At 60.5% G+C, this 20,173-nt stretch carries 15 protein-coding genes and 1 pseudogene; 5 read left to right on the forward strand and 11 right to left on the reverse strand.

The window, feature by feature from the left end:
- Positions 1-41: 41 nt before the first annotated feature.
- The 3 genes from bamE to QEP12_RS10085 all read left to right on the forward strand — a co-directional run bounded on the left by bamE (position 42) and on the right by QEP12_RS10085 (position 3,322).
- Positions 42-545, forward strand: a complete 504-nt coding sequence (gene bamE / locus QEP12_RS10075) for an outer membrane protein assembly factor BamE domain-containing protein (protein WP_174862920.1) — start codon at positions 42-44, stop codon at positions 543-545.
- A gap of 220 nt (positions 546-765) precedes the next feature.
- A complete protein-coding gene (locus QEP12_RS10080) occupies positions 766-1,446 on the forward strand; it encodes a YitT family protein (RefSeq protein ID WP_174862921.1) in 681 nt (226 codons plus the stop codon).
- A gap of 781 nt (positions 1,447-2,227) precedes the next feature.
- Complete coding sequence (locus QEP12_RS10085; RefSeq protein ID WP_284214140.1) at positions 2,228-3,322, forward strand: sensor domain-containing diguanylate cyclase; 1,095 nt, start codon at positions 2,228-2,230, stop codon at positions 3,320-3,322.
- Between the two features lie 77 nt (positions 3,323-3,399).
- Here the strand turns inward: QEP12_RS10085 and soxZ are convergent, their stop codons facing one another.
- The 10 genes from soxZ to QEP12_RS10135 all read right to left on the reverse strand — a co-directional run bounded on the left by soxZ (position 3,400) and on the right by QEP12_RS10135 (position 14,457).
- The gene (gene soxZ / locus QEP12_RS10090) at positions 3,400-3,729 is read right to left on the reverse strand and encodes a thiosulfate oxidation carrier complex protein SoxZ (RefSeq protein WP_284214198.1); all 330 of its coding nucleotides are present in this window, start codon (positions 3,727-3,729) and stop codon (positions 3,400-3,402) included.
- 21 nt (positions 3,730-3,750) lie between these two features.
- The gene (locus QEP12_RS10095; protein WP_174864062.1) at positions 3,751-4,257 is read right to left on the reverse strand and encodes a thiosulfate oxidation carrier protein SoxY; all 507 of its coding nucleotides are present in this window, start codon (positions 4,255-4,257) and stop codon (positions 3,751-3,753) included.
- 114 nt (positions 4,258-4,371) lie between these two features.
- The gene (locus QEP12_RS10100; RefSeq protein ID WP_284214199.1) at positions 4,372-5,718 is read right to left on the reverse strand and encodes an FAD-dependent oxidoreductase; all 1,347 of its coding nucleotides are present in this window, start codon (positions 5,716-5,718) and stop codon (positions 4,372-4,374) included.
- A gap of 445 nt (positions 5,719-6,163) precedes the next feature.
- Positions 6,164-7,213 (reverse strand): YeeE/YedE family protein, encoded by a 1,050-nt coding sequence (locus QEP12_RS10105; RefSeq protein ID WP_284214142.1) that lies wholly within the window; start codon positions 7,211-7,213, stop codon positions 6,164-6,166.
- A gap of 242 nt (positions 7,214-7,455) precedes the next feature.
- The gene (locus QEP12_RS10110; protein WP_284214143.1) at positions 7,456-8,733 is read right to left on the reverse strand and encodes an NAD(P)/FAD-dependent oxidoreductase; all 1,278 of its coding nucleotides are present in this window, start codon (positions 8,731-8,733) and stop codon (positions 7,456-7,458) included.
- Complete coding sequence (locus QEP12_RS10115) at positions 8,733-9,107, reverse strand: c-type cytochrome (RefSeq protein ID WP_284214144.1); 375 nt, start codon at positions 9,105-9,107, stop codon at positions 8,733-8,735. The genes QEP12_RS10110 and QEP12_RS10115 overlap by 1 nt, the downstream gene beginning before the upstream one ends.
- Positions 9,108-9,472: 365 nt before the next feature.
- A complete protein-coding gene (locus QEP12_RS10120; RefSeq protein WP_284214145.1) occupies positions 9,473-9,706 on the reverse strand; it encodes a hypothetical protein in 234 nt (77 codons plus the stop codon).
- 8 nt (positions 9,707-9,714) lie between these two features.
- The gene (gene metG, locus QEP12_RS10125; RefSeq protein WP_284214146.1) at positions 9,715-11,784 is read right to left on the reverse strand and encodes a methionine--tRNA ligase; all 2,070 of its coding nucleotides are present in this window, start codon (positions 11,782-11,784) and stop codon (positions 9,715-9,717) included.
- 117 nt (positions 11,785-11,901) lie between these two features.
- Positions 11,902-13,656: a diguanylate cyclase domain-containing protein gene (locus tag QEP12_RS10130; protein WP_284214147.1), complete on the reverse strand. Its 1,755-nt coding sequence runs from the start codon at positions 13,654-13,656 to the stop codon at positions 11,902-11,904.
- Positions 13,657-13,872: 216 nt separating this feature from the next.
- On the reverse strand, positions 13,873-14,457 hold the full coding sequence (locus QEP12_RS10135; protein WP_284214148.1) for a restriction endonuclease: 585 nt from the start codon (positions 14,455-14,457) through the stop codon (positions 13,873-13,875).
- Positions 14,458-14,599: 142 nt separating this feature from the next.
- Between QEP12_RS10135 and apbC the strand changes: the two genes are divergently transcribed.
- Both apbC and QEP12_RS10145 read left to right on the forward strand, forming a co-directional pair.
- On the forward strand, positions 14,600-15,694 hold the full coding sequence (gene apbC / locus QEP12_RS10140) for an iron-sulfur cluster carrier protein ApbC (RefSeq protein WP_174862927.1): 1,095 nt from the start codon (positions 14,600-14,602) through the stop codon (positions 15,692-15,694).
- A gap of 169 nt (positions 15,695-15,863) precedes the next feature.
- On the forward strand, positions 15,864-18,380 hold the full coding sequence (locus tag QEP12_RS10145; RefSeq protein ID WP_284214149.1) for a penicillin-binding protein 1A: 2,517 nt from the start codon (positions 15,864-15,866) through the stop codon (positions 18,378-18,380).
- Between the two features lie 116 nt (positions 18,381-18,496).
- Here the strand turns inward: QEP12_RS10145 and QEP12_RS10150 are convergent.
- Positions 18,497-20,161: pseudogene (locus QEP12_RS10150) on the reverse strand (L-lactate permease).
- Positions 20,162-20,173 lie beyond the last annotated feature (12 nt).

The raw sequence follows: 20,173 nt of genomic DNA on the forward strand, positions 1-20,173 counted from the left end.
GGTAACCTCTCTAGATCGACGATTCTAGCGGGACACCGTCCATGAACCTACTGAACCGTGTCGTAGCCACGGTGGCCGCACTGGCCACCAGCGTTTTTGCGCTGCTTGGCTGTGACCAGCAAAAAATTGACACCCTGGAAGAAGGGCTGTCTACCGAGATTGATGTGCGCAAAGCCTTCGGCGAGCCCGAGACCATTTGGCCCGAGCCCGATGGTTCGCGCACCTTCGAATACCCTCGCCAGCCCATGGGTCACCGTAACTACATGATCACCATCGGCAGCGATGGCGTGATGACGGCGCTGCGCCAGGTGCTGACTCCGCATGTGTTCGAGCAGATTCAGCCCGGAATGACGCAGGAGCAGGTGCGCCGCATGCTGGGCAAGCCCGCCCAGCGCATGACCTACCAGCTCAAGCAAGAAACGGATTGGGACTGGAACTGGATTGACCCGCCCAATCAGGAGATGGAATTTACCGTGACCTTTGGTGCCAATGGCACAGTGAAAAAAAGTGGCAGCCGCATCAAGCTGCCCCAGGGTGATCGCTGAGCACCTGTTGAAAAAACGTGGCGAAATCTAAGCAGCGGCGCAGGACGGTGGTGTAATTGCTGCATTACAGCAAAAACCTGTCAGCGCCGTGACCCGGTGCTGCGTTGTAGGCATTGCGCCCCCCAGAAAGAACTTCTGGTGGTGTGCTTCTTGCTTAGCAATTTGCATGTACGTTTGCGCTGCGGCCACAAGCTGGCAGTGTGAAAAACCGGTATCCGCCATGAGCACCACCACCTCTTCGCCTGTCTCGGAGCCCGCGCTCAGCGCGTCTGCGGCTTCTTCCCTGGCTGCGCCAGCCCCCGTCGCCGTAGTCAAACACGGCCCGTATGAAGACGCGCAAGCGCTGTTTTCGGGCTCGCTGTTTGTGGGCATCACCATGATGATGTATGCGCAGGCAGGTTTGCTCACGGGCAGCACGGCGGGCTTGGCCTTTGTGCTGCACTACGCCACGGGCTGGTCGTTTGGCGCGATTTACTTTGCGATCAACATTCCGTTTTACTGGTTTGCATGGAAGTATGTGGGCAAAGAGTTCACGGTCAAGACGTTTGTCTCGGTGGCCCTGCTTTCGTTGATTACGGAGTTGGGCCCGCGCCTGATTCACATCGATTATTTGCACCCGGCTTTTGCCGCCATTGCCGGTGGCTTGCTGATGGGCACCGGCGTGCTGTTTTTGGCGCGGCACAAGTCCAGCCTGGGGGGCGCAACGATTGTCTCGCTGTATGTGCAAGACAAATGGGGCATCCCCGCAGGCAAGGTGCAGATGGCGATTGACTGCGCGGTGGTGGCACTGGCGCTGTGGGTAGTGCCCTTGGAGCGGGTGCTGTGGTCCATCTTGGCAGCGGTGGTGATGGGCATTTTCTTGGCTGTCAGCCATCGCCCCGGGCGCTATCACGGAAAATAATTTGATAGCTGCTAGCGTTTACTGCATCAGCGATAGCGGCTTATTGAATGCATAAAGCACAAAGCCCTGCAGGTTGAAAAGCCTGCGGGGCTTTTTGTTGGGCCTGCTAGGGGCGCATGTATAGAAGCTCCCATAGATTGGCCCGGGATGCGCTGGCGCCTTGGTTGGGGAATCTGCACTGGCGGTGCCGAGCCCTTTCTTTGTTATGCCGGGTTAGCGGCCAGTGGCCTTTGGCATGGCGCTGACGCAAAGCATGCCGCTTCCATCCGTATGAAGTCTTGGGTCGTGCGCTGGGGCTGTAAGTGCTCTGACGGCCCGTAGTCTTGCCGTGGCAAAAACTGTGTGCCCAGATGAGCGGCAAGATTGACGTTACCGCAGAAGGCGGGCACCTATCGCCCGGCAGATGTGGGAGACGGGTAAGCACAGTGAATTTAGATAGCTACTTGTGCTTTATCTATAAGCGCTTTGAGCATATTTTCTTCTTAAAAATCCGCAGGCGTGGAGGGCTGCGAAGCAGGCGTGAGGACGGTCGAGTTGTGCCAAGTCACCTGCCGTTGATTTGCCTTTAATTTCGATTGATTAGGGTTTACCCGCGTGTGACTCGCATCGGGTCGCACCGCAGAATCCCAAAGCACTTTTACCGATGTATCCGCTGTTGCTGTCTGGCCAGTCTGGCAATTCACTTCGCGCCCGCCTATCGCTGATTCCCTATCCTTTTTTAAGTCATTGCATGGTTTCGATTCATAACTTTAAACCCGCTCATGCGCATTGGGCCGTGCGCATGAATTGGAAGAATCGTTCCATCTGTTTTGCGCTTTTGGGGCTGACAGTAGGTTTTCATCTGCACGCCATGCATGCCTCGGATTTGGCATGGGCGCTGCTGGTACTGCAATTTTTTATTGGCCCCCAGCTGCAATATGTGCATGGTTGCCTTGCTGCCAACCCGCGCCGGGCGGAGGTGCGCAACATGCTGCTGGATGGCTTTGGCTTCGGGGCCTGGGCGGCAGGCCTGGGCTTTCCGCTGTGGATTAGCTTTGCCATGTTTATCGCCACTAGCGTTAACTTGATTGCATTTGCCAGTTGGAAGGGCTGGGCCAGCGCACTTGTGGCGATGGGCCTGGGGGTGATTGCTGTGGCCTGTGTGCAGCCCTTGTCTTTTCAGCCCGACACCGGCATGTGGGCCACTGGCTTGTGCATGTTCACCTTGATGCTGTTCTTGACCGTATTTGCGCAAGACGCTTTTTTACGCGCCTCCAAGCTCTACCAGCAGCGCGCCCAAACGCGCCAGCAATTGTCAGAAATTCAGGCGCTCAAAGATTTGCTGGCAGAGCAAGCAACGCGCGATCCGCTCACAGGGCTTTTCAATCGCCGCATGCTGGATCAAAAGCTACCGCAATTGATGCAGCAATGTGCAGCCCGGGGGACTTCCCTGGCGGTCATGCTGCTGGACATGGACCGATTCAAAGAGGTCAATGACACCTATGGCCACGCAGCCGGAGACCATCTGCTGCTGGCGCTGTCGCACCACTTGATGCAGTACAACCGCTCGCAAGATATGGTGTTCCGCTATGGCGGAGATGAGTTTTTGGTGCTCTTCCCGGATACGGCCTTAGAGGTCGCTCAAGACCGTGCGCAGCAACTGTGTGAGGCTTTTGCCCATCTGCCAAGAAGGCTGGAGCAGCAGACGCTGCACGTGACCTTGTCCTGCGGCTTGGCCAGTTTTCCTGCGCATGGGCAGGATGTGCAAACCCTGCTGCAGCACACGGATGAGGCGCTCTACCAAGCCAAGGCAACGGGGCGCAACAAGGTGGTGGTGTATGGTGCGCAGGCAATCCACACAGATACCACCGTAGAGCCCAGCGCTGCACAGGCCTAGACCCTGGTGCAGCCAAAAAGCAAAAGCCCCGCTGGCTCTGCAAGCAGCGGGGCTTTTGTTGGGTGACTGCTGTGCGCTCAGCCCACGGTAATGGTTTTGCTGGCGGTGAGTGTCTGGCCCTGATCGTCCTTCCACAGCATGGTCAGCTCACCGCTGCGGCGGGCTTTGAAGGTGAATTCGATATAGGGGTTTTGGGCAATCGAGGTGCCGGGATCCCACGTGAAGATCAGCTTGCCGCCCAGCTTGGCTTCAAAGTGATTCATGATGTGGCGCGGGCGAGGTTTGCCGGTGGCTGGGTCATTGCGCAGGCCGGTTTCCATCACGTGTTCCATCTGCGCGCGCACGCGCAGAATGTCGCCGGCTTTGGGCTTTTCATTGCTGACCCAGACGCGCGGGGGCTTGTTCATGCTCATGGTGTCTCCTGCCTGTTACATGCCGCAGCCACTGGCGGCCACGGTCACGTTTTGCTTGCCTTGCAGCACAACGCCGCTTTTCATCCGAGCGAGCACATGCACGGCCTGTGACTGGCTCAGGCGGATGCGCACAGCAGCTTCCGCGGCACCGGTTTCGGCCGTGAATTGCATGCGGCAGGCCAAGGGGATGGGGTTGAGTTCGGCCACGATCATCAGCTCTTCACACCAGTCTTGCTCGGTGATGGGCAGGGTGACTTTGGCTTTTACGGGAACGGCGCTGGGGTTGTCGGCCAGCACGGGAATGTCCAGCTGCAAGCCCTCGGCCTGTGGCTTGGCGCTGCCAATGAATTGCGCCATGGTTTTCTTGAATTCCACGGGGTTGGGGGCCAACGGGCCAACCAGCGGCGTGGGTGCAGCGTTTTGTGCTGCGGCCATGCCGGGCAGGGCCAGCGTGGCGCCAGCAGCGGCTGCGCCAGCCACCAGGCGGCGGCGGGTCAGGGTCGGAGAAGTTGCGGTTTTCATAGCAGAGCGTGTGGGCGGCAGAGCGTGCTCGCCGGTGCGTATACATGCAAAGTTGCCCCTTTTCTTGCAGCAGGCAAGAGCGGGGGCAGCGTGCGGCGATTCCGTCAGACCGGGTTAGATGCCCAGGAAGTCGCTGAACTTACCATTGATCCACGCGAAGTCTTCCTTGACCAAATCGGCGGTGCGCACGTCCATATCGATTTGCGTCTGGTGCACATTGCCCGAAGCGGCGTCAATCTCGTACTCAAATTTCACCGATATTTCTTCCTGCGGATCGCCGTTGACCATCATGTAGCACAGGTTGTCGGGCAGCAGCGGCGTCACTTCCTTGCCTGCCACGCGCTGCGAGATGTTCTTGGCGACGATCTTGCCAATGTAGTTGGCCACGTGGGCGCTCTTGGGGTAGTGGCCAAACTGGGGCGAGATGGCACCCATCAAATCACCCACAAAGTAGACGCTGTCGTCGGTCTTGGCGGTGAAGTAGCGGGTGTCCATATCGGCCCAGCCTGTGGGCTTGCCGGTTTGTGGGTCTTTGCCAATCAGATCAGCCCACCACACCATTTCAGCAGCTTGGTGGGGGGGCATCAAGATGGCGTCATCAAACTTGAATTCACCGGCGGCGGTCTTGATCTTCTTGTTGAAGGGGTCCACTTCCTGCACACGGGCGTTGGGTACGTGGGTGATGATGTCCGGGTACAGCTCTTCAAACGCCTGTTTGTAGCCCACGCCGATGGGCGCGATCTTGGGCTTGGGGTCCAGAATCAAAATCTTGCCGGGAATCTTGTTGGCCTTGATGTGCCAGGCAATCAGGCAAGCGCGCTCGTAGGGCGAGGGGGGGCAGCGGTGCGGTGGTGGGGGCAGCGTCATCACGATGGTGCCGCCCTTGAAGTTTTTCACCTTGTTCTTCAGCGCCACCATCTCCTGGTTGGGGATGTAGGCGTTGGGGAAGTGTTTGCGGGTGTAGTCGATGGCCTTTTGGTCGTTGCCAAACCAGGCTTCGTAGTCGTTGCGGATACCGCCGGACAGAATCAGGTAGTCGTACTCGATCAGGCCGTGGGCCGTGCGCACCAGCTTTTTGTCGCGCTCAAAACCGGTCACTTCGGTTTGCAGCAGGTGGTAGCCGTACTTGTTGGCGGGGTGCAGCATGTCGCGGTTGATGAAATCGGTGTTCACGATGTCGATCAGCCACTTGTTGCTCATGGGGCCCGACCAGAAGGTGGGGTTGCGCTCTAGCAGCACCACGTCCGAGTTCGGGATCAGCTCGCGCAGATAGCGCGCAGCGGTCATTCCGCCCCAGCCACCGCCGCAAATCACAATGCGCGGGCCCTTGCCCGTGCGGGGCAGGATGCGCGATTGGGGCGTCATGATGGTGGGGGCTGCCAGCGTGGCAATCGGGGCTGCCGCAGCGGCTGCGCCCAATGCCATGGCGGGCGGGGTCATTAAAAAACGGCGACGTTGCATGGTCATAGTGGCTCCTCAGAGTGGGAAATAGGTGTTTCCAATCGACAGACCTTGCGTGCTGGGGCCAGCGCGGGGCTTGCGCTGGCACTTGAAGCAAAGGGAAAGGGGCAGGCCATGCCGACCGCACGCACAGCGCTTGCCCTGCCGCAGCCGCGCGGGGCGCTGCAGTGCAAAGCAAACATCGGTGGGTTGGGGGGGCATTGTTCAGGCTCCTGGCGTGGCAGAAGCCACATCCTGTGCAAATCAACGGGTTCCTAAGCAGGCTTGGGCGTTGAATGTGTTGCTCCTGCACGAAGCAGGGGTGGCACAGGCAAGGATGGGGGGTAATCCCTCTTAGCCGACACGCGGCACAAGCAGAGCTGTCTATGCGAGCGATTCTAGGGGAAGGCGCTGCATTCAGGGTGGACGCATAGCGCTCAGTGAGCAGGGGTTAACATCCGCTTTGTCATATTGAACGGCGCGTGGCGACGATCTGCAGGGTGATCCCGGTGGTCAGCACGATGCCTGCCACGGCCGGAAATGTTGCCCAGGCCATGGTGCTCATACCGCTGAGCCCCTGACCGATGGAGCAGCCAGCGGCCAGCAAACCGCCACAGCCCATGAGCCAGCCGCCGATGGCGCTTTTGGCCAAATGTGCGGGGCTGTCAAAGCCCTCCCAGCGTGCAGTGCCTGTGACCAGTGCCGTCACGCAAGCACCGGCCAGCACACCCAGCACCAAGGCGCTGGCGGCGTCAAATTCCCGGCCCACGGCGACTTGCACGTACAGCAGCGTTTCAGCAATCGGCGAGATAAAGCTCAGCGAGGTGAGCTTGGCGGGGTCAAACGCATCCACCCCGATATGGGCGCTGATCCACCAGCCCACGGCCACCAAGGCGCCAATCACCAGGGCTGAGAGCCACTGCGCCGGGCTGCGGCGCAGCGCAGGGCGCCACAGGGCGTAAATCACCAAGAGAAGTGCAGGAATGATAGCTGTCAACGCATAGATGGTAAGGGCGGAGAGGCTATTTGATTGTAATTGCTGGGTGAGCGTGCTGTGCTCCAGCGCAGAGGGCGCAATCCCTTGGAACCATTGACGCAGCGGCACCAGCACGCCGGTGGAGCTGGCCTGCGCACCCAGCGCCAAAAACACCACCGTGACCAGCGCGCGCAGGTTGCCGCCTGCCAGCAGCACCAGTGAGCGCGCGCCGCAGGCATTGGCCAACACCATGCCCAGCGCGAAGACAGCGCCGCCGATGAATACGCCGAGTGCAGAGAAGTTGGGCCGCACGATCTGGGCCTGCGTCAGATCGACCACACCCATCCATTGCAGTCCCTGCGATGCCAGCAAGGCTACGGCCAGCGCCAGTGCAAAGGCCTGCAGCGCTGGTGCGTTGCCACGCCCTTCGCTGCTATCCAGGCCCGTGGCTTGGCGCAGGCCGCGCAGCAAACAAAAACGCCCCCAGCGTGCAAACACGCCAAACACCACACCCAGAAAAAATGTAGACCACAACAACATATCAATCCTCAAGCAGGGCGCATGCTAAACCACGGCTGCACAGATGCAAAAGCCTCGCACCTGAAAAGTTGCGAGGCAAAGTTGACTGTTGGCAAACTCAGCGCAACAGCAGATGTTTAAGCAGCCCCCTTTCGCCAGAACCGCCGAGCAAGGGCCGCCCCGCAGCGATGGCGGTACCCCCTTCCCGCAACGGAAAGTTGCGAGGGGGAAGGCGCGTTAGCGCCTCAGGGGGATGAACTTCGTTATCTATCCCAGATATCCGCGCTGATGGCCTTGTACCAAGCCGCGCCGTAATCGGCTTCGGCCTTGCGGAATCCTGCATCGGCGTTGGCAGGGCTGACACCGCCGGAGCCGGGCACCTCAATCAACTTGCCGGCTTCGCTGCGGTACACGCCCGCCACCGAGATGCCGTAGTCCGTGCCGATCAGGCTGTAGCAAGTGTTGGCAAAAGCGCCGGTGGCAATCGGCTGGCCCAGCAACTCTGCAGCAATCGCTGCTGCAGCCACCTTGCCCTGGGTGTTGGCGGCAAAGCCGGATTTGGGCATGGGCGCAGCTTGGGTGGCATCGCCCAGCACATACACGTCTTTGACCTGTTGCGATGCAAAGCTCTCGGCTTTGATGGGCACCCAGCCGCTGGCGTCGGTCACCCCGGCGCGCTCGGCGATGAAGCCGGCCTTTTGCGGTGGGATAACGTTCAGCACATCGGCCTTGTGCTTGGTGCCGAAAGCAGTTTCTACTTCCAGGTTCTTGGCATCGACGCGCACCACCTGGCCGTCGTCGGATTGCTTGACCCACTCGATCATGTCGCCATACAGCGCCTTGTAGCCCGACAGGAACAGGCCTTGCTTGGAGAAAGCGTCCTTGTTGTCCAGCAGCAAAATCTTGCTTTTGGGTTTGTGCTGCTTGAAGTAGTGCGCCACCATGGCGGCGCGCTCGTAGGGGCCGGGCGGGCAGCGGAAAGGGTTGGCCGGAATCACCATCACAAACTTGCCGCCGTCAGGCATGGCGTCCAGCTGTTTCTTTAAAAGCTGCGTTTGCGCGCCGGCCTTCCAGGCGTGGGGCGCCAGCTCGGCAGCGGCTTCGTCATAACCTTCCAGCGCATTCCAGCGCATGTCAATGCCGGGCGAGAGCACCAGCTTGTCGTAGTGCAGCAGCTTGCCGTTGGACAAAAACACCCGCTTGCCCGCAGTGTCGACATTGTCGGCACGGGCGTGAATCACTTCGACCCCTGCTTTGCGCAGGCCGTCATAGCCGTGAGCAATGCTGTCCCAGGTGCGCAGGCCCGCCAGATACAGGTTGGAAAACGGGCAAGTGTAGAAGGTCTGTGCGGGCTCGATCAGCGTCACGCGCACCTGGGGCGCACGGGCTTTGAGATAGCGCGCAGCTGTGGCGCCGCCAAAGCCGCCACCGACGACGACGACATGGGCAGAGCCCGCTTGGGCGCGCACAATGGAGGGCAGAGCCAACGTGGCAGCACTGGCAACAGCGCTCCCTAAAACAGTACGGCGATTGAAAGACATTAGTTGGCCTCCTTGCTGAACCACTGGGCGAGGGCTTGAATCTGGGCATCGTCATAGCCTTTCATCAGGCGCGTCATGACGGTGGCATCGGTGGCTGTGCCGGCTTTGAAGGCTTGCAGGCGTTGCAGCAGGTGGCGCTCATGCACACCACGCAGGCTGGGAATGCCGCCGGTGCTGCGGCCGTCTGGCCCGTGGCAATTGGCACAGGTGCCCGCAATCAGGGAAATATCTTGTACCGAGGGGCCTGCGGTCGATGCAGCAGCAGTGGCTGCGACTGCTGCGGTTGCGGTGGTCTGAGCCATGGCCGCAGGGGCCAGCAAAGCTGCAGCCAGCCACAAGGCGGGGCGCAGGGTGTGTACGGGTGACAAAGGCATGCGGTCTCCTATCGATCGCGTGCCGGTCTTGCGGCGGTGCCGCGCTCCGGCGTGTCAACGTGGGGCGCTGTGTTCTGGCGGCAGTCACGTGCCAGCGCAGCGGTCAGAGGGACGAATTCTAGGGAGGCAGTTGCAACCATTGGTTAGAAGCATCTGCACCCTGCATATAAGCGCCGTCTATCTGCGCGCGAGGGGTGCAAAGCGGTGCTTCTTTATCAATGGCGATTGCAGTGCATGGGGAAAAACAATAGCTGTAAGCGCTTGATGGGAAAAGGCTAGGCCATAAAAAAAGCTTGCAAGCGGCGATGCGCTGGCAAGCTGATGGAGATCGCGTCAGGCGAGGTGAGGCATCGTTGACTTCGAGGTCATTCCGATGAAGGGTTGGCGTCCGCAGCCTCTTGTTCATCTTCCAGCAAAGCGTCGGCGGCTTTGCCCACCCCTTTACCGACGATTTTGACCGTGCCGACGGCCGCATCGACCGCCAAACTGGCCACAGATGCGGTCGCACTGACCACGGTGTAGGTGATGCAGCCGGAGAGCAAGCAGCATGCAACAGCCCCTGCAACCAGCAGGCGCAAGGGGCGGTGCCAAGCGAACATGCGAAGGATCAGCCGATGCGCATGCCGGGCGTGGCGCCGGGGAAGGGCTCCAGCACATAGATGCCGGGGTGGGCCTTTTCATCGGCGTGGCTGGCGGCCAGCACCATGCCTTCGCTGATGCCGAACTTCATCTTGCGCGGTGCCAGGTTGGCCACCAGCACCGTGAGCTTGCCCTGCAACTGTTCAGGCTGGTACATGCTGGCGATGCCGCTGAATACGTTGCGCATCTTGCCTTCGCCGGCGTCCAGCGTCAGCTGCAGCAGCTTGGTCGAGCCTTCAACCGCCTTGCATTCGACGATTTTTGCAATGCGCAGGTCGATCTTGGCAAAGTCGTCGATGGTGATGGTGGGCGCAATCTCTTCGCCACCGGGCTTCACGGACTCGACCACGGGGGCGGCAGGCGGCTCGAACAGGGCGTCCAGCTGCTCCACCACCACACGCTGCATCAGGTGTTCGTACTTGCCAATGCCGTGGCCAGCGCCCAGCAGGCGGTCGGCGTCGGCAAACTGCAGGGGCTGCACGTTCAGGAAGGCTTCGACCTGGACGGCCACAGCGGGCAGCATGGGCTTGAGGTAAATCGTCAGCAGGCGGAAGGCCTCGATGCAGGTGGAGCACACGTCCTGCAGGCGCGTGTCCATGCCTTCTTGCTTGGCCAGCTCCCAAGGCTTGTTGGCGTCCACATAGCTGTTGACCTTGTCGCACAGCGCCATGATGTCGCGCGCGGCGCGGGCGGTATCGCGGGCTTCGTAGGCCGCCACGATGCCGTCCTTGGCGTCGCGCAGCGCGGCCAGCAGGGCTTGGCCGTCTTCAGAGACCTGGCCCAGCTTCCCGTCAAAACGCTTGGCAATAAAGCCTGCCGCGCGGCTGGCAATGTTCACGTACTTGCCGATCAGGTCGGCATTCACGCGCAGCATGAAGTCTTCGGGGTTGAAGTCGATGTCTTCGTTCTTGCCGTTGAGCTTGGCACCCAGGTAGTAGCGCAGCCACTCGGGGTTCATCTTCAGGGCCAGGTACTTCAGCGGGTCCAGGCCGGTGCCGCGGCTCTTGCTCATCTTCTCGCCGTTGTTCACGGTCATGAAGCCGTGCACGCAGATCTTGGTGGGCGTCTTGCGGCCGCTGAACTTCAGCATCGCAGGCCAGAACAACGTGTGGAAGGTGATGATGTCTTTGCCGATGAAGTGGTACTGCTCCAGATCGGGGTCGGCCATGTAGGCGTCGTAATCCTCGCCGCGGCGGTTGAGCAGTTCCTTGAGCGAAGCCAGGTAGCCCACGGGCGCATCCAGCCAGACATAGAAGTACTTGCCCGGTGCATCGGGAATCTCGATGCCGAAGTAGGGCGCGTCGCGGCTGATGTCCCAGTCGTCCAGGCCTTCGCTGGTCGAGCCATCGGGGTTGGTGCGCACGCCAAACCATTCCTTGATCTTGGCGGCCACTTCGGGTTGCACGTGCTTGCCGTTTTGCGTCCACTCGGTCAAAAACTCCACGGCGCGTGGGTCCGACAGCTTGAAGAAAAAGTGCTCCGAGCTTTTCAGCACCGGGGTGGCACCGGACAACGCGGAAAATGGATTGATCAGGTCGGTGGGGGCGTAGACCGAGCTGCAGACCTCGCAGTTGTCGCCGTACTGGTCCTTGGCGTGGCAGCGTGGGCACTCGCCCTTGATGAAGCGGTCGGGCAGGAACATGTTCTTCTCGGGGTCGAAGAACTGCTCGATGGTGCGGGTTTCGATGAAACCAGCGGCCTTCAAGTCCAGATAGATTTGCTGGGACAGCGTGTGGTTCTCGGGGCTGTCGGTGTTGCTCCAGTTGTCAAAAGCAATGTGGAAGCCGTCGAGGTAGGGCTTGCGGCCAGCAGCGATGTCCGCCACAAACTGCTGGGGCGTCTTGCCGGCCTTTTCGGCGGCAATCATGATGGGCGCGCCGTGGGCGTCGTCCGCGCCCACGAAGTTCACCTGATTGCCCTGCATTCGCTGCGCACGCACCCAGGTGTCGGCCTGGATGTATTCCATGATGTGGCCGATGTGGAAGTTGCCGTTGGCGTACGGCAGGGCGGTGGTAACGAATAGTTTGCGTTGGGACATAGGTCTTCTCGTAGGCTGGCAAAAGCAACCCACAATTTTAAGGCGCTGGCCGCGCAGCGCAGCAAATGCGGGCGTGTACCCGTGCTGGCTGCTTTTTTGCTTGCTTTTTATGAGCTGTTAGCGCTTTGCTGATAAGGGGTTGTTGGCCTTTTGGGCATACATGCGCTGATCGGCGTGCTGGAGCAGGCTGTGTACGTCATGTGCGTCGTGCGGGAACAGGGCAATGCCAATGCTGGCGCCCAGTTGCACGGTTTCGCCCGCAGGAATGCCTTGCAGCGTGGTGAGCGGGGCGCTGATGATGTCCACCATCTTGGCGCTGATGGCTTGCGCCGTTTCACGGTGGCCAATGCCGCGCAGCACCATCACGAATTCATCGCCGCCCAGGCGGGCCACGTGGTCATCGGTGCGGATTTGATGGCGCAGGCGTTGTGCCACTTCTGCCAGCGCCAGATCACCGTTGTCGTGGCCCCAGCGGTCATTGAGCTGCTTGAACAGTTTCAGATCAATGAACAACACGGCAAAGGGTTGGGGCGCACCGTGCACAGGCTTGCTGACCATGTTGCTGAGCACATGCTGCAAGGCGCTGCGGTTGGAGATGCCTGTGACGCGGTCGGTAAACAGCTCATGGCGCATATGGCTGAAGTTGCGCGCCAGCTCACCCACTTCGTCTTGGCGCGTGGTTTCAAAGGAGCTGCTGATTTCGCCCCGGCCTACACGTTGGACGGCGTTCGAGAGGCTGCGCACGTCATCGGCCACACGGCCAAACAGGCGCATGCCGACCAGCAAAGCCAGCAACAGGCTCAGCGCACCGGCCACCATCACCAGCTCTACAAGGCGCGAGACGTCGGCCAAGATGGTGGCGCGGGGCACGGCGACCGCTGCAATCCAGTCCAGGCCTGCGTGGTCGGTCACGCGCACAAAGGCTACGTGCAGTGGCTCACCATCTTGGTCTTGGAGCTGCAGGTTGTGGACTTCGGACACTGATTCCGTGTCGGGGCCACTGCGGGCAACTGTTGCGTTGAAATGGCTGCGCACTTGCAAATAAATGCTGTGCACCAAGGGGTTACCGCTGGTGGTGGCGGTCAAACGTTCGATGCGGCCGCCATCGGCAAAGCGCACGTTGTCCATGCCCGAGACGGCGACCAGTTCCCCATCGGGTTCCACCACAAAAGCCAGTCCGTGGATGCTGCGGCCCAGATCGTTGACCACATCGTTCAAGGCGCACAGTGAGACATCGGTGGCTACCACGCCTTCGAATTGCCCTTGGGCATTGAGCACGCGCCGGGCTCGGGTGAGCACCAGGTCTTTGATGCCGAAATCGATGTACACCGAAGTCCACATATGCTGGTCGACACGGGATGCCAGCTGAAACCACGGGCGTTGGCGTGGGTCGAACATGGCTGCCTCGGTACGCAGGTAGTGCGCTGGGCCGTCAATGCGGTCCAGGCGGTAGTAGCGGCGGTGCTGGTTGGCATCGGTGCGTACACGCAGCTCGGCTGTGCCGTCGGGGTGGCGCTTGAGGCCAACGCCTTGCCCCGCAATATTGCCGTAGTAGACATAGTCATTCGTGCGGGGGGCCAGTGTGGTGGCGGCCCACAGGCGGGCGCGCAACGCTTTCCAGTCATGGCGGATATCTGCGCCCGCGGCCATGCCGGTGGGAAATGCGGCTTCCAGCACAGCTGCGGAGCCGCTGACATGGTGCTCAATGCTCTGGTGCATGCGTGATGCCATCTCCTTGAGCAACTGGTCGGACAAGCCCGTCACCGTGCGTGCGCCTGCCCAATAGGTCAAGCTGCCAATTGCACAGGTCAGCAGCAAAATCAAGGTAGCGTAAGGCAGCAGCAGGCGCAGCTTGAGAGAACGCAATTGCATACAGATAGACATGGGCTGGCGCGTGAAAGGGGGAGTGCTTGACGCAGTGGCAAAGCAGCCCCTACATCGTGAGTGGGCGCTATTTTAAGTAACACATTGAAACAATATTTGTAAAAGGCGAGCAGCTTGCGCGCATTAAAAAAGGGTTTGCACATGAATTAATGTGCAAACCCTTTGTCGTAGAGCGCTATGCGCTATCGTTTTATTTTTCTTTGGTTACGGCTGCTGCATCATGGGCTTTTGCAGCAAGGTGGCGAGGGTCAACTGGCTCAGCACTGCAATCTGCTGGGTATCGGCAAAGCGCTGTGCGCTGTCTTGCAGGGGGGCAATGCAGACATAGGCGCATTCCTGGGCTTGCTGGGCCTGCATGGCCTGGTGCAGCGCGCGCAGGGGCTCTACGCCGTGGGCGGCAGCTTTCCAGCGCTTGGCAGCCACCAGAGTGGTCTTGCCGTTGCGCTGTAAGACAAAATCGACCGCAGGATCTTGGCTGCGCTGCACGGTATAGCCCTCAATCTGCCATGCACGCTCGAGTTGCTGGGAAAACTCGCCCCAGCTTTGTTGTGCGGCAGTTTCCAAAATCACTTGCTGCTGCGCAGGGGTGGGCTGGTCATACTGGCGCACAAAGGCCACAAAGCCGACCGCCCAAAACGGCAGAGAGCCCAAGATGGCAATCATTTTGTAGGGCTGCGGCACCAGCGCGGCTGCCAGCAAGGCCCAGGCGGCACCCACCAAAAAGCTGATCCACCAGCGCGAGCGCAGCAGGATGGCAAACAGGGAGTTTTCGGCCATTTTGAATTTCACGGCAGGAGATCTTTCAAAGGGAGAATAAGGTGCCCATGCACCCAAGGGACAAGAACCCGCTGACCATATGGGTTGCAAGGCTCCGATAGACTCAGACGCTGCTGATTTTCTCAGACCCCACCAACCATAAGTACAAAACTGCATGTCTCTAACTGAACAAAGCCTTTTGGCGGCACTGGCCAGCGTGATTGATCCCCACACTGCTACCGATTTTGTGAGCACCCGTGCGGTGCGCAACGTGCAAATTAGCGGTGGCGACGTGGCTTTTGATGTGGAACTGGGTTACCCCGCGAAAAGCATCATCCCTGAGCTGCGCAAGCAACTGATTGCTGCAGCCAAGAACGTGGCTGGCGTGGAAAACGTATCGGCCAATGTCTACACCAAGGTGCAGGCGCATGCGGTACAGCGTGGCGTGCAACTGCTGCCCGGCGTGAAGAACATCATTGCCGTGGCATCGGGCAAGGGCGGTGTGGGCAAGTCCACCACCGCTGCCAACCTGGCGCTGGCACTGGCCGCCGAAGGCGCGCGTGTGGGCGTGCTGGACGCTGACATCTACGGCCCCAGCGTGCCCATGATGTTTGGTGTGGAAGGTAAGCCCGAAAGCAGCGATGGCAAGACCATGGAGCCGCTGGAAAATTACGGCGTGCAGCTGATGTCCATTGGCCTGCTGCTGAACAACCCCAATGAAGCCATGATCTGGCGCGGCCCCATGGCCACGCAGGCGCTGGAGCAAATGCTGCGCTCCACCAACTGGAAGGATCTGGACTACTTGGTGATCGACCTGCCCCCTGGCACGGGCGACATTCAGCTGACGCTGAGCCAGAAGGTGCCTATGACCGGCTCGGTGATTGTGACCACGCCCCAAGACATCGCTTTGCTGGATGCGCGCAAGGGCATCAAGATGTTTGAAAAGGTGGGCGTGCCCATCTTGGGCTTGGTCGAGAATATGGCCATGCACGTGTGCACCAACTGCGGTCATGTAGAACACATTTTTGGCCAAGATGGCGGCAAAAAGCTGGCTGCGGAGTGGAATATGGACTTCCTGGGTTCGCTGCCCCTGTCCATGCAAATCCGCGAGCAGGCCGACAGCGGCAAGCCCACCGTGGCTGCGGCACCCGACAGCGAAGCTGCACAGATCTACAAAAAGCTGGCCCGCGATGTGGCCGTGAAGATTGCGCAAAAAGCCAAGGACTTCTCGGCCAAGTTTCCCACCATCACCATCAGTCAGAACACCTGATTGCGGGGGCTGTGGGCTTGCGCACCAGGAAGCCCTGCTGAAATCTTAGGCAAAGCGCCCCAGTTCCGCTGGGGCGCTTTTTTTGCGGCATGCTGTGCGCCTTCTGTATTGCGCAGTGCCCCAGGCATTGCCGTTGATCGTGCAAGAACAAGAGCCAACCCATCGCCGCATGGCCGCCCGCCTACTGTCTAAACAAGCCTTGCTACAGCGCTGGCAAGCGCTGCAGCAGCATGTGGCTGCGCAGCGCAATGCGGTGCAGCATACTCCCCGTATCCAAGCTTTTGGAGGGCGCCTAGGGACAGCATGGCGGCGTCTTGCTGCATGGCGCTGGCAATGGCTGGTGGCGCTGCCAGCCGCTGGGGGGCTGTATGTGCTGCTGCTGATACCGTTCACGCCCAGCATCAGCGACATCCGCAAAGCCAAGCTGGAGCAGCCCGCCCAGGTGCTGACGGCGGATGGCAAAGAACTGGCGGTGTTCAAGCGCAGTAACCGCCAGTGGGTCACGCTGGATCAGGTGGCGCCAGCGGTGGTTCAAGCCTTGATTGCCACGGAAGACCATCGCTTTTATGCGCACCACGGCATGGACTGGCGCCGCACCCTGTCCTCGGCTTTTTATAGCTTGCAAGGGGATTTGCAGGGGGGCTCCACGCTCACCCAGCAATTGGCGCGCAACCTCTACCCCGAAGAAATTGGCCGCGCTGCCAGTTTGAACCGCAAGCTCAAAGAGGCCATCACGGCTTTCAAGATTGAGGCGCTCTACAGCAAAGACGAAATTCTGGAGACCTACCTCAACACCGTGCCCTTCCTCTACAACGCCTGGGGCATTGAGATGGCTGCGCGCACCTACTTTGACAAGCCGGCAGCCAAGCTCAGTGTGATTGAGTCGGCCACCTTGGTGGGCATGCTCAAGGGCACCAGCTACTACAACCCGGTGCGCAATCCGGAGCGTGCCGTGGCACGGCGCAACACGGTGCTGTCGCAGATGGTCAAACGCGAGGTGCTGGCTGCCGATGAGTTCGAGCGGCTCAAAAAGCGCCCGCTGCGGCTGAATTTTGAGCGCCAGGAAGTGCCCACGGGCATGGCGCCGCACTTTGCGCAGCAGGTGCGTAAATGGCTGATCGACTGGGCCGACAGTGAGGGCTACAACATCTATACCGATGGGCTGGTGGTGCACACCACGCTGGATGCACGCCTGCAAGCACAGGCCAATCAGGCCGTGCGCAACCACACGCGAACCTTGCAGGCCATTGCGACGACCAACTGGAACAAGCGCGATGGCTGGCGCACGGACAACCCTTTGGTGCAGAGCTTGGTGCGTGAGAGTGCGGCCTACGTGGCCTTGCGCGAAAAAGGGCAAAGTGAGCAAGCCGCTCTGCAGGCGCTGCTGCAAGACAAGGCCTTGATGCAGCAACTGCGCCAGAGCAAAACACGCATTGAAGCGGGCTTTGTGGCCATGGAGCCAGAGACCGCCGCCATCCGTGCCTGGGTGGGCAGCCGCGACTTTGCCACCGATGCATTCGACCATGTACAGCAAGCGCGCCGTCAGCCGGGCTCGACTTTCAAGCCGTTTGTCTACGGCGCAGCCCTGGAGGCAGGCATCTCTGCCGATGACCAGCGTGTGGACGCGGCTGTAGAAATCACCTTGCGCGGCGGTGAGGTGTGGCGGCCCAGCGATGCAGGTGCGCCCAGCGGCCAGGCCATGCGCCTGCGCGACGCGCTGGCATATTCCAAGAACACCATCACGGCGCAACTGGTACAAGAAGTGGGGCCCGCCAAGGTCGGGCGCCTGGCGCGCAATCTTGGTGTGCGCGAGAGTGCGCTGCAAGCCGTGCCCGCTTTGGCATTGGGAGCCAGCCCTGTCACCTTGCTGGAAATGGCCAATGCCTACGGCAGCCTGGTGCGCGGAGGCGCTTACCGTGCGCCCTGGATGGTCACGCGCATTGAAGATCGCACAGGCAAGGTGCTGGCTGAATTTGCCCCGCCCCCCGCTGAGCAGGCGATGGATGAGGCAGACAGCTACGCACTCATCGACATGATGCGCGGCGTGGTGGATAAAGGCACGGGCCGCGATATTCGCCGCCGCTGGGGCATTCAAGATGACGTGGCGGGCAAAACCGGTACCACGCAAAACAATGCAGATGGCTGGTTTATCTTGATGCACCCGCATCTGGTGGCGGGCGCTTGGGTGGGCTTTAACGATGCACGCATCACCTTGCGTAGCGATTATTGGGGGCAGGGCGCGCGCAGTGCCTTGCCGATTGTGGGTGACTTTACGCACAAGGCACTGCAGCGCAAAGACCTGCAGCGCCACGCCCGCTTTGAAGCCCCCGCTGACAGTGCGTGGTGGCACCGCTGGGGCAGCAGCCTGCACCAGGAGTGGCAAGCCTGGTGGCCGTCCCAGCCGCAGCCGCAGCCGGCTGCACCCCAGTCACCACAGCCTGCACGCCCGGCCGTGCAGCCCATCCCCGCACCCCAGCCCGCAGCGCCCGTACCACTACCACCAGAGGCTATTGAGGAGTCCATTCCCTCTTTGCCTGCGCCCGCAGCACCGCCGCCCCCGGCGCCCAACGATGCGCTGGATGTCTGGATGCAGCAGTGGTCAGAGCCGGACGCAGCCACGGCGCCGCAGCCGGACCACACCTTGTATCCACCGGCCGTATTGGGCAGCCCCCGGCAAACGCCGTAGTGCCGTAGTGCAGACAGTCTGGTGACTCGCTGCAGGCTGCGATTAAGCATAAAAAATGCCGCTAGCCCTTTGTGGACTAGCGGCAGCAGCTATAGAAAGCTGAGTTTTGATAGGGCTTAGTTCACCATCAGATGGAACGGCCAGACATAGGCTTGCAAGGTGACGAACAAGCCCATCAAGCAGGCCAGTGCCACGGAGTGGAAGAACACATAGCGCAGGATGTCGCCTTCGTGGTTGAACCAGCGGGTGGCGGTCGAGGCCACGACGATGGACTGCGCGTCAATCATCTTGCCCATCACGCCGCCCGAGCTATTGGCCGCGCCCATCAGGTTCGGCGACAGGCCCAGCTGCTCCGCAGCCACCTTTTGCATACCGCCAAACAGCACGTTCGATGCGGTGTCAGAGCCGGTCAGCGCCACGCCCAGCCAGCCCATCAGCGTGCCGAAGAAGGGGTAGAACATGCCGGTGTTGGCGAAGGCCAGACCCAAGGTGGTGTCAGTGCCCGAGTAGCGCGACAGCGTGCCCAGTGCCAGCATCAGCACAATCGTCAGCAGTGAGTAGCGCACCAGCCACAGTGTCTTGAAGAAGGTGCGCACGATGGCTACGGGGCTGTACTTCATCACGAACGCGCTGAGGATGGCCGACAGCAAAATGCCGGTGCCGGTCGCCGACAGCAGGTTCAGGGTGTAGACCGCGCCTTCCTTGGTGGGGTTCGGCACCACAGGAGGCATCTTCTACACCATTTGGTGCAGACCTTCCATGGGGAAGGCGGGTGCGAAGATGCCGTTCAACCAGGCCTTGACCGCAGGCATGCCCCACAGGAAGACGAACACCGACAGGATCACCCAAGGTGTCCAGGCGGCAATCAGCGCTTGGCGGCTGTGCTTGACGGCAGGCTGGGCGGGCTTCACTTCGGAAGCGCTCACGTCTTTGCCGCGCAGCGAGGCAGAAGTCCAAATCTTCTTGGGCTGCCAAAAACGCAGGAAACCGACCAAGCACGCCATGGAGACGATGGCTGCAATGATGTCCACCAGCTCGGGGCCGATGAAGTTCGACACCAGATACTGCGGAATCGCGAAGGACACGCCCGCCACCAAAATCGCAGGCCAGACTTCCATCATGCCCTTGCGACCGGCAAACGCCCAGATCAGCCAGAACGGCACCAGCACCGAGAAGAAGGGCAGTTGGCGACCGATCATGGCCGTCACTTCCATCAGGTCATAGCCGTGCACCTTGGCCAGCGTAATCACTGGTGTGCCCAGCGCGCCAAAGGCCACGGGGGCGGTGTTGGCGATCAGGGACAGGCCAGAGGCTGCCAGCGGCGAAAAGCCCAGACCAATCAGGATGGCTGCAGTCACCGCCACGGGTGTGCCGAAGCCCGCCGCACCTTCAAAGAAGGCGCCGAAGGAGAAGGCAATCAGCAGCAGCTGAATGCGGCGGTCTTCCGTGATGCCCGACAGTGAGTCTTGCAGCACCTTGAAGCTGCCGTTTTGCTCGGTCAGCTGGTGCAAGAAGATGATGTTCAGCACGATCCAGCCGATGGGCAGCAGACCGGTGAACCCCCCAAACAGCGCAGCGCGCCCCGCCATTTCTGCGGGCATGTTGTAGACGAACACCGAAATAATCAGTGCCGCGACCAAGCCCGCGCCTGCCGCAATATGGGCCTTCATGTGTAAAAAGCCCAAGCCCACCAGCATGACCACGACCGGAATGGCCGCCAACAATGTGGAGATCCACATGTTGTTCATTGGGTCGTAGATTTGTTGCCAAACCGTTTTGATTCTCTTCTCAAT

Origin of the sequence: Comamonas jiangduensis (assembly GCF_030162955.1) — a bacterium.
GTDB lineage: Bacteria > Pseudomonadota > Gammaproteobacteria > Burkholderiales > Burkholderiaceae_C > Comamonas > Comamonas jiangduensis.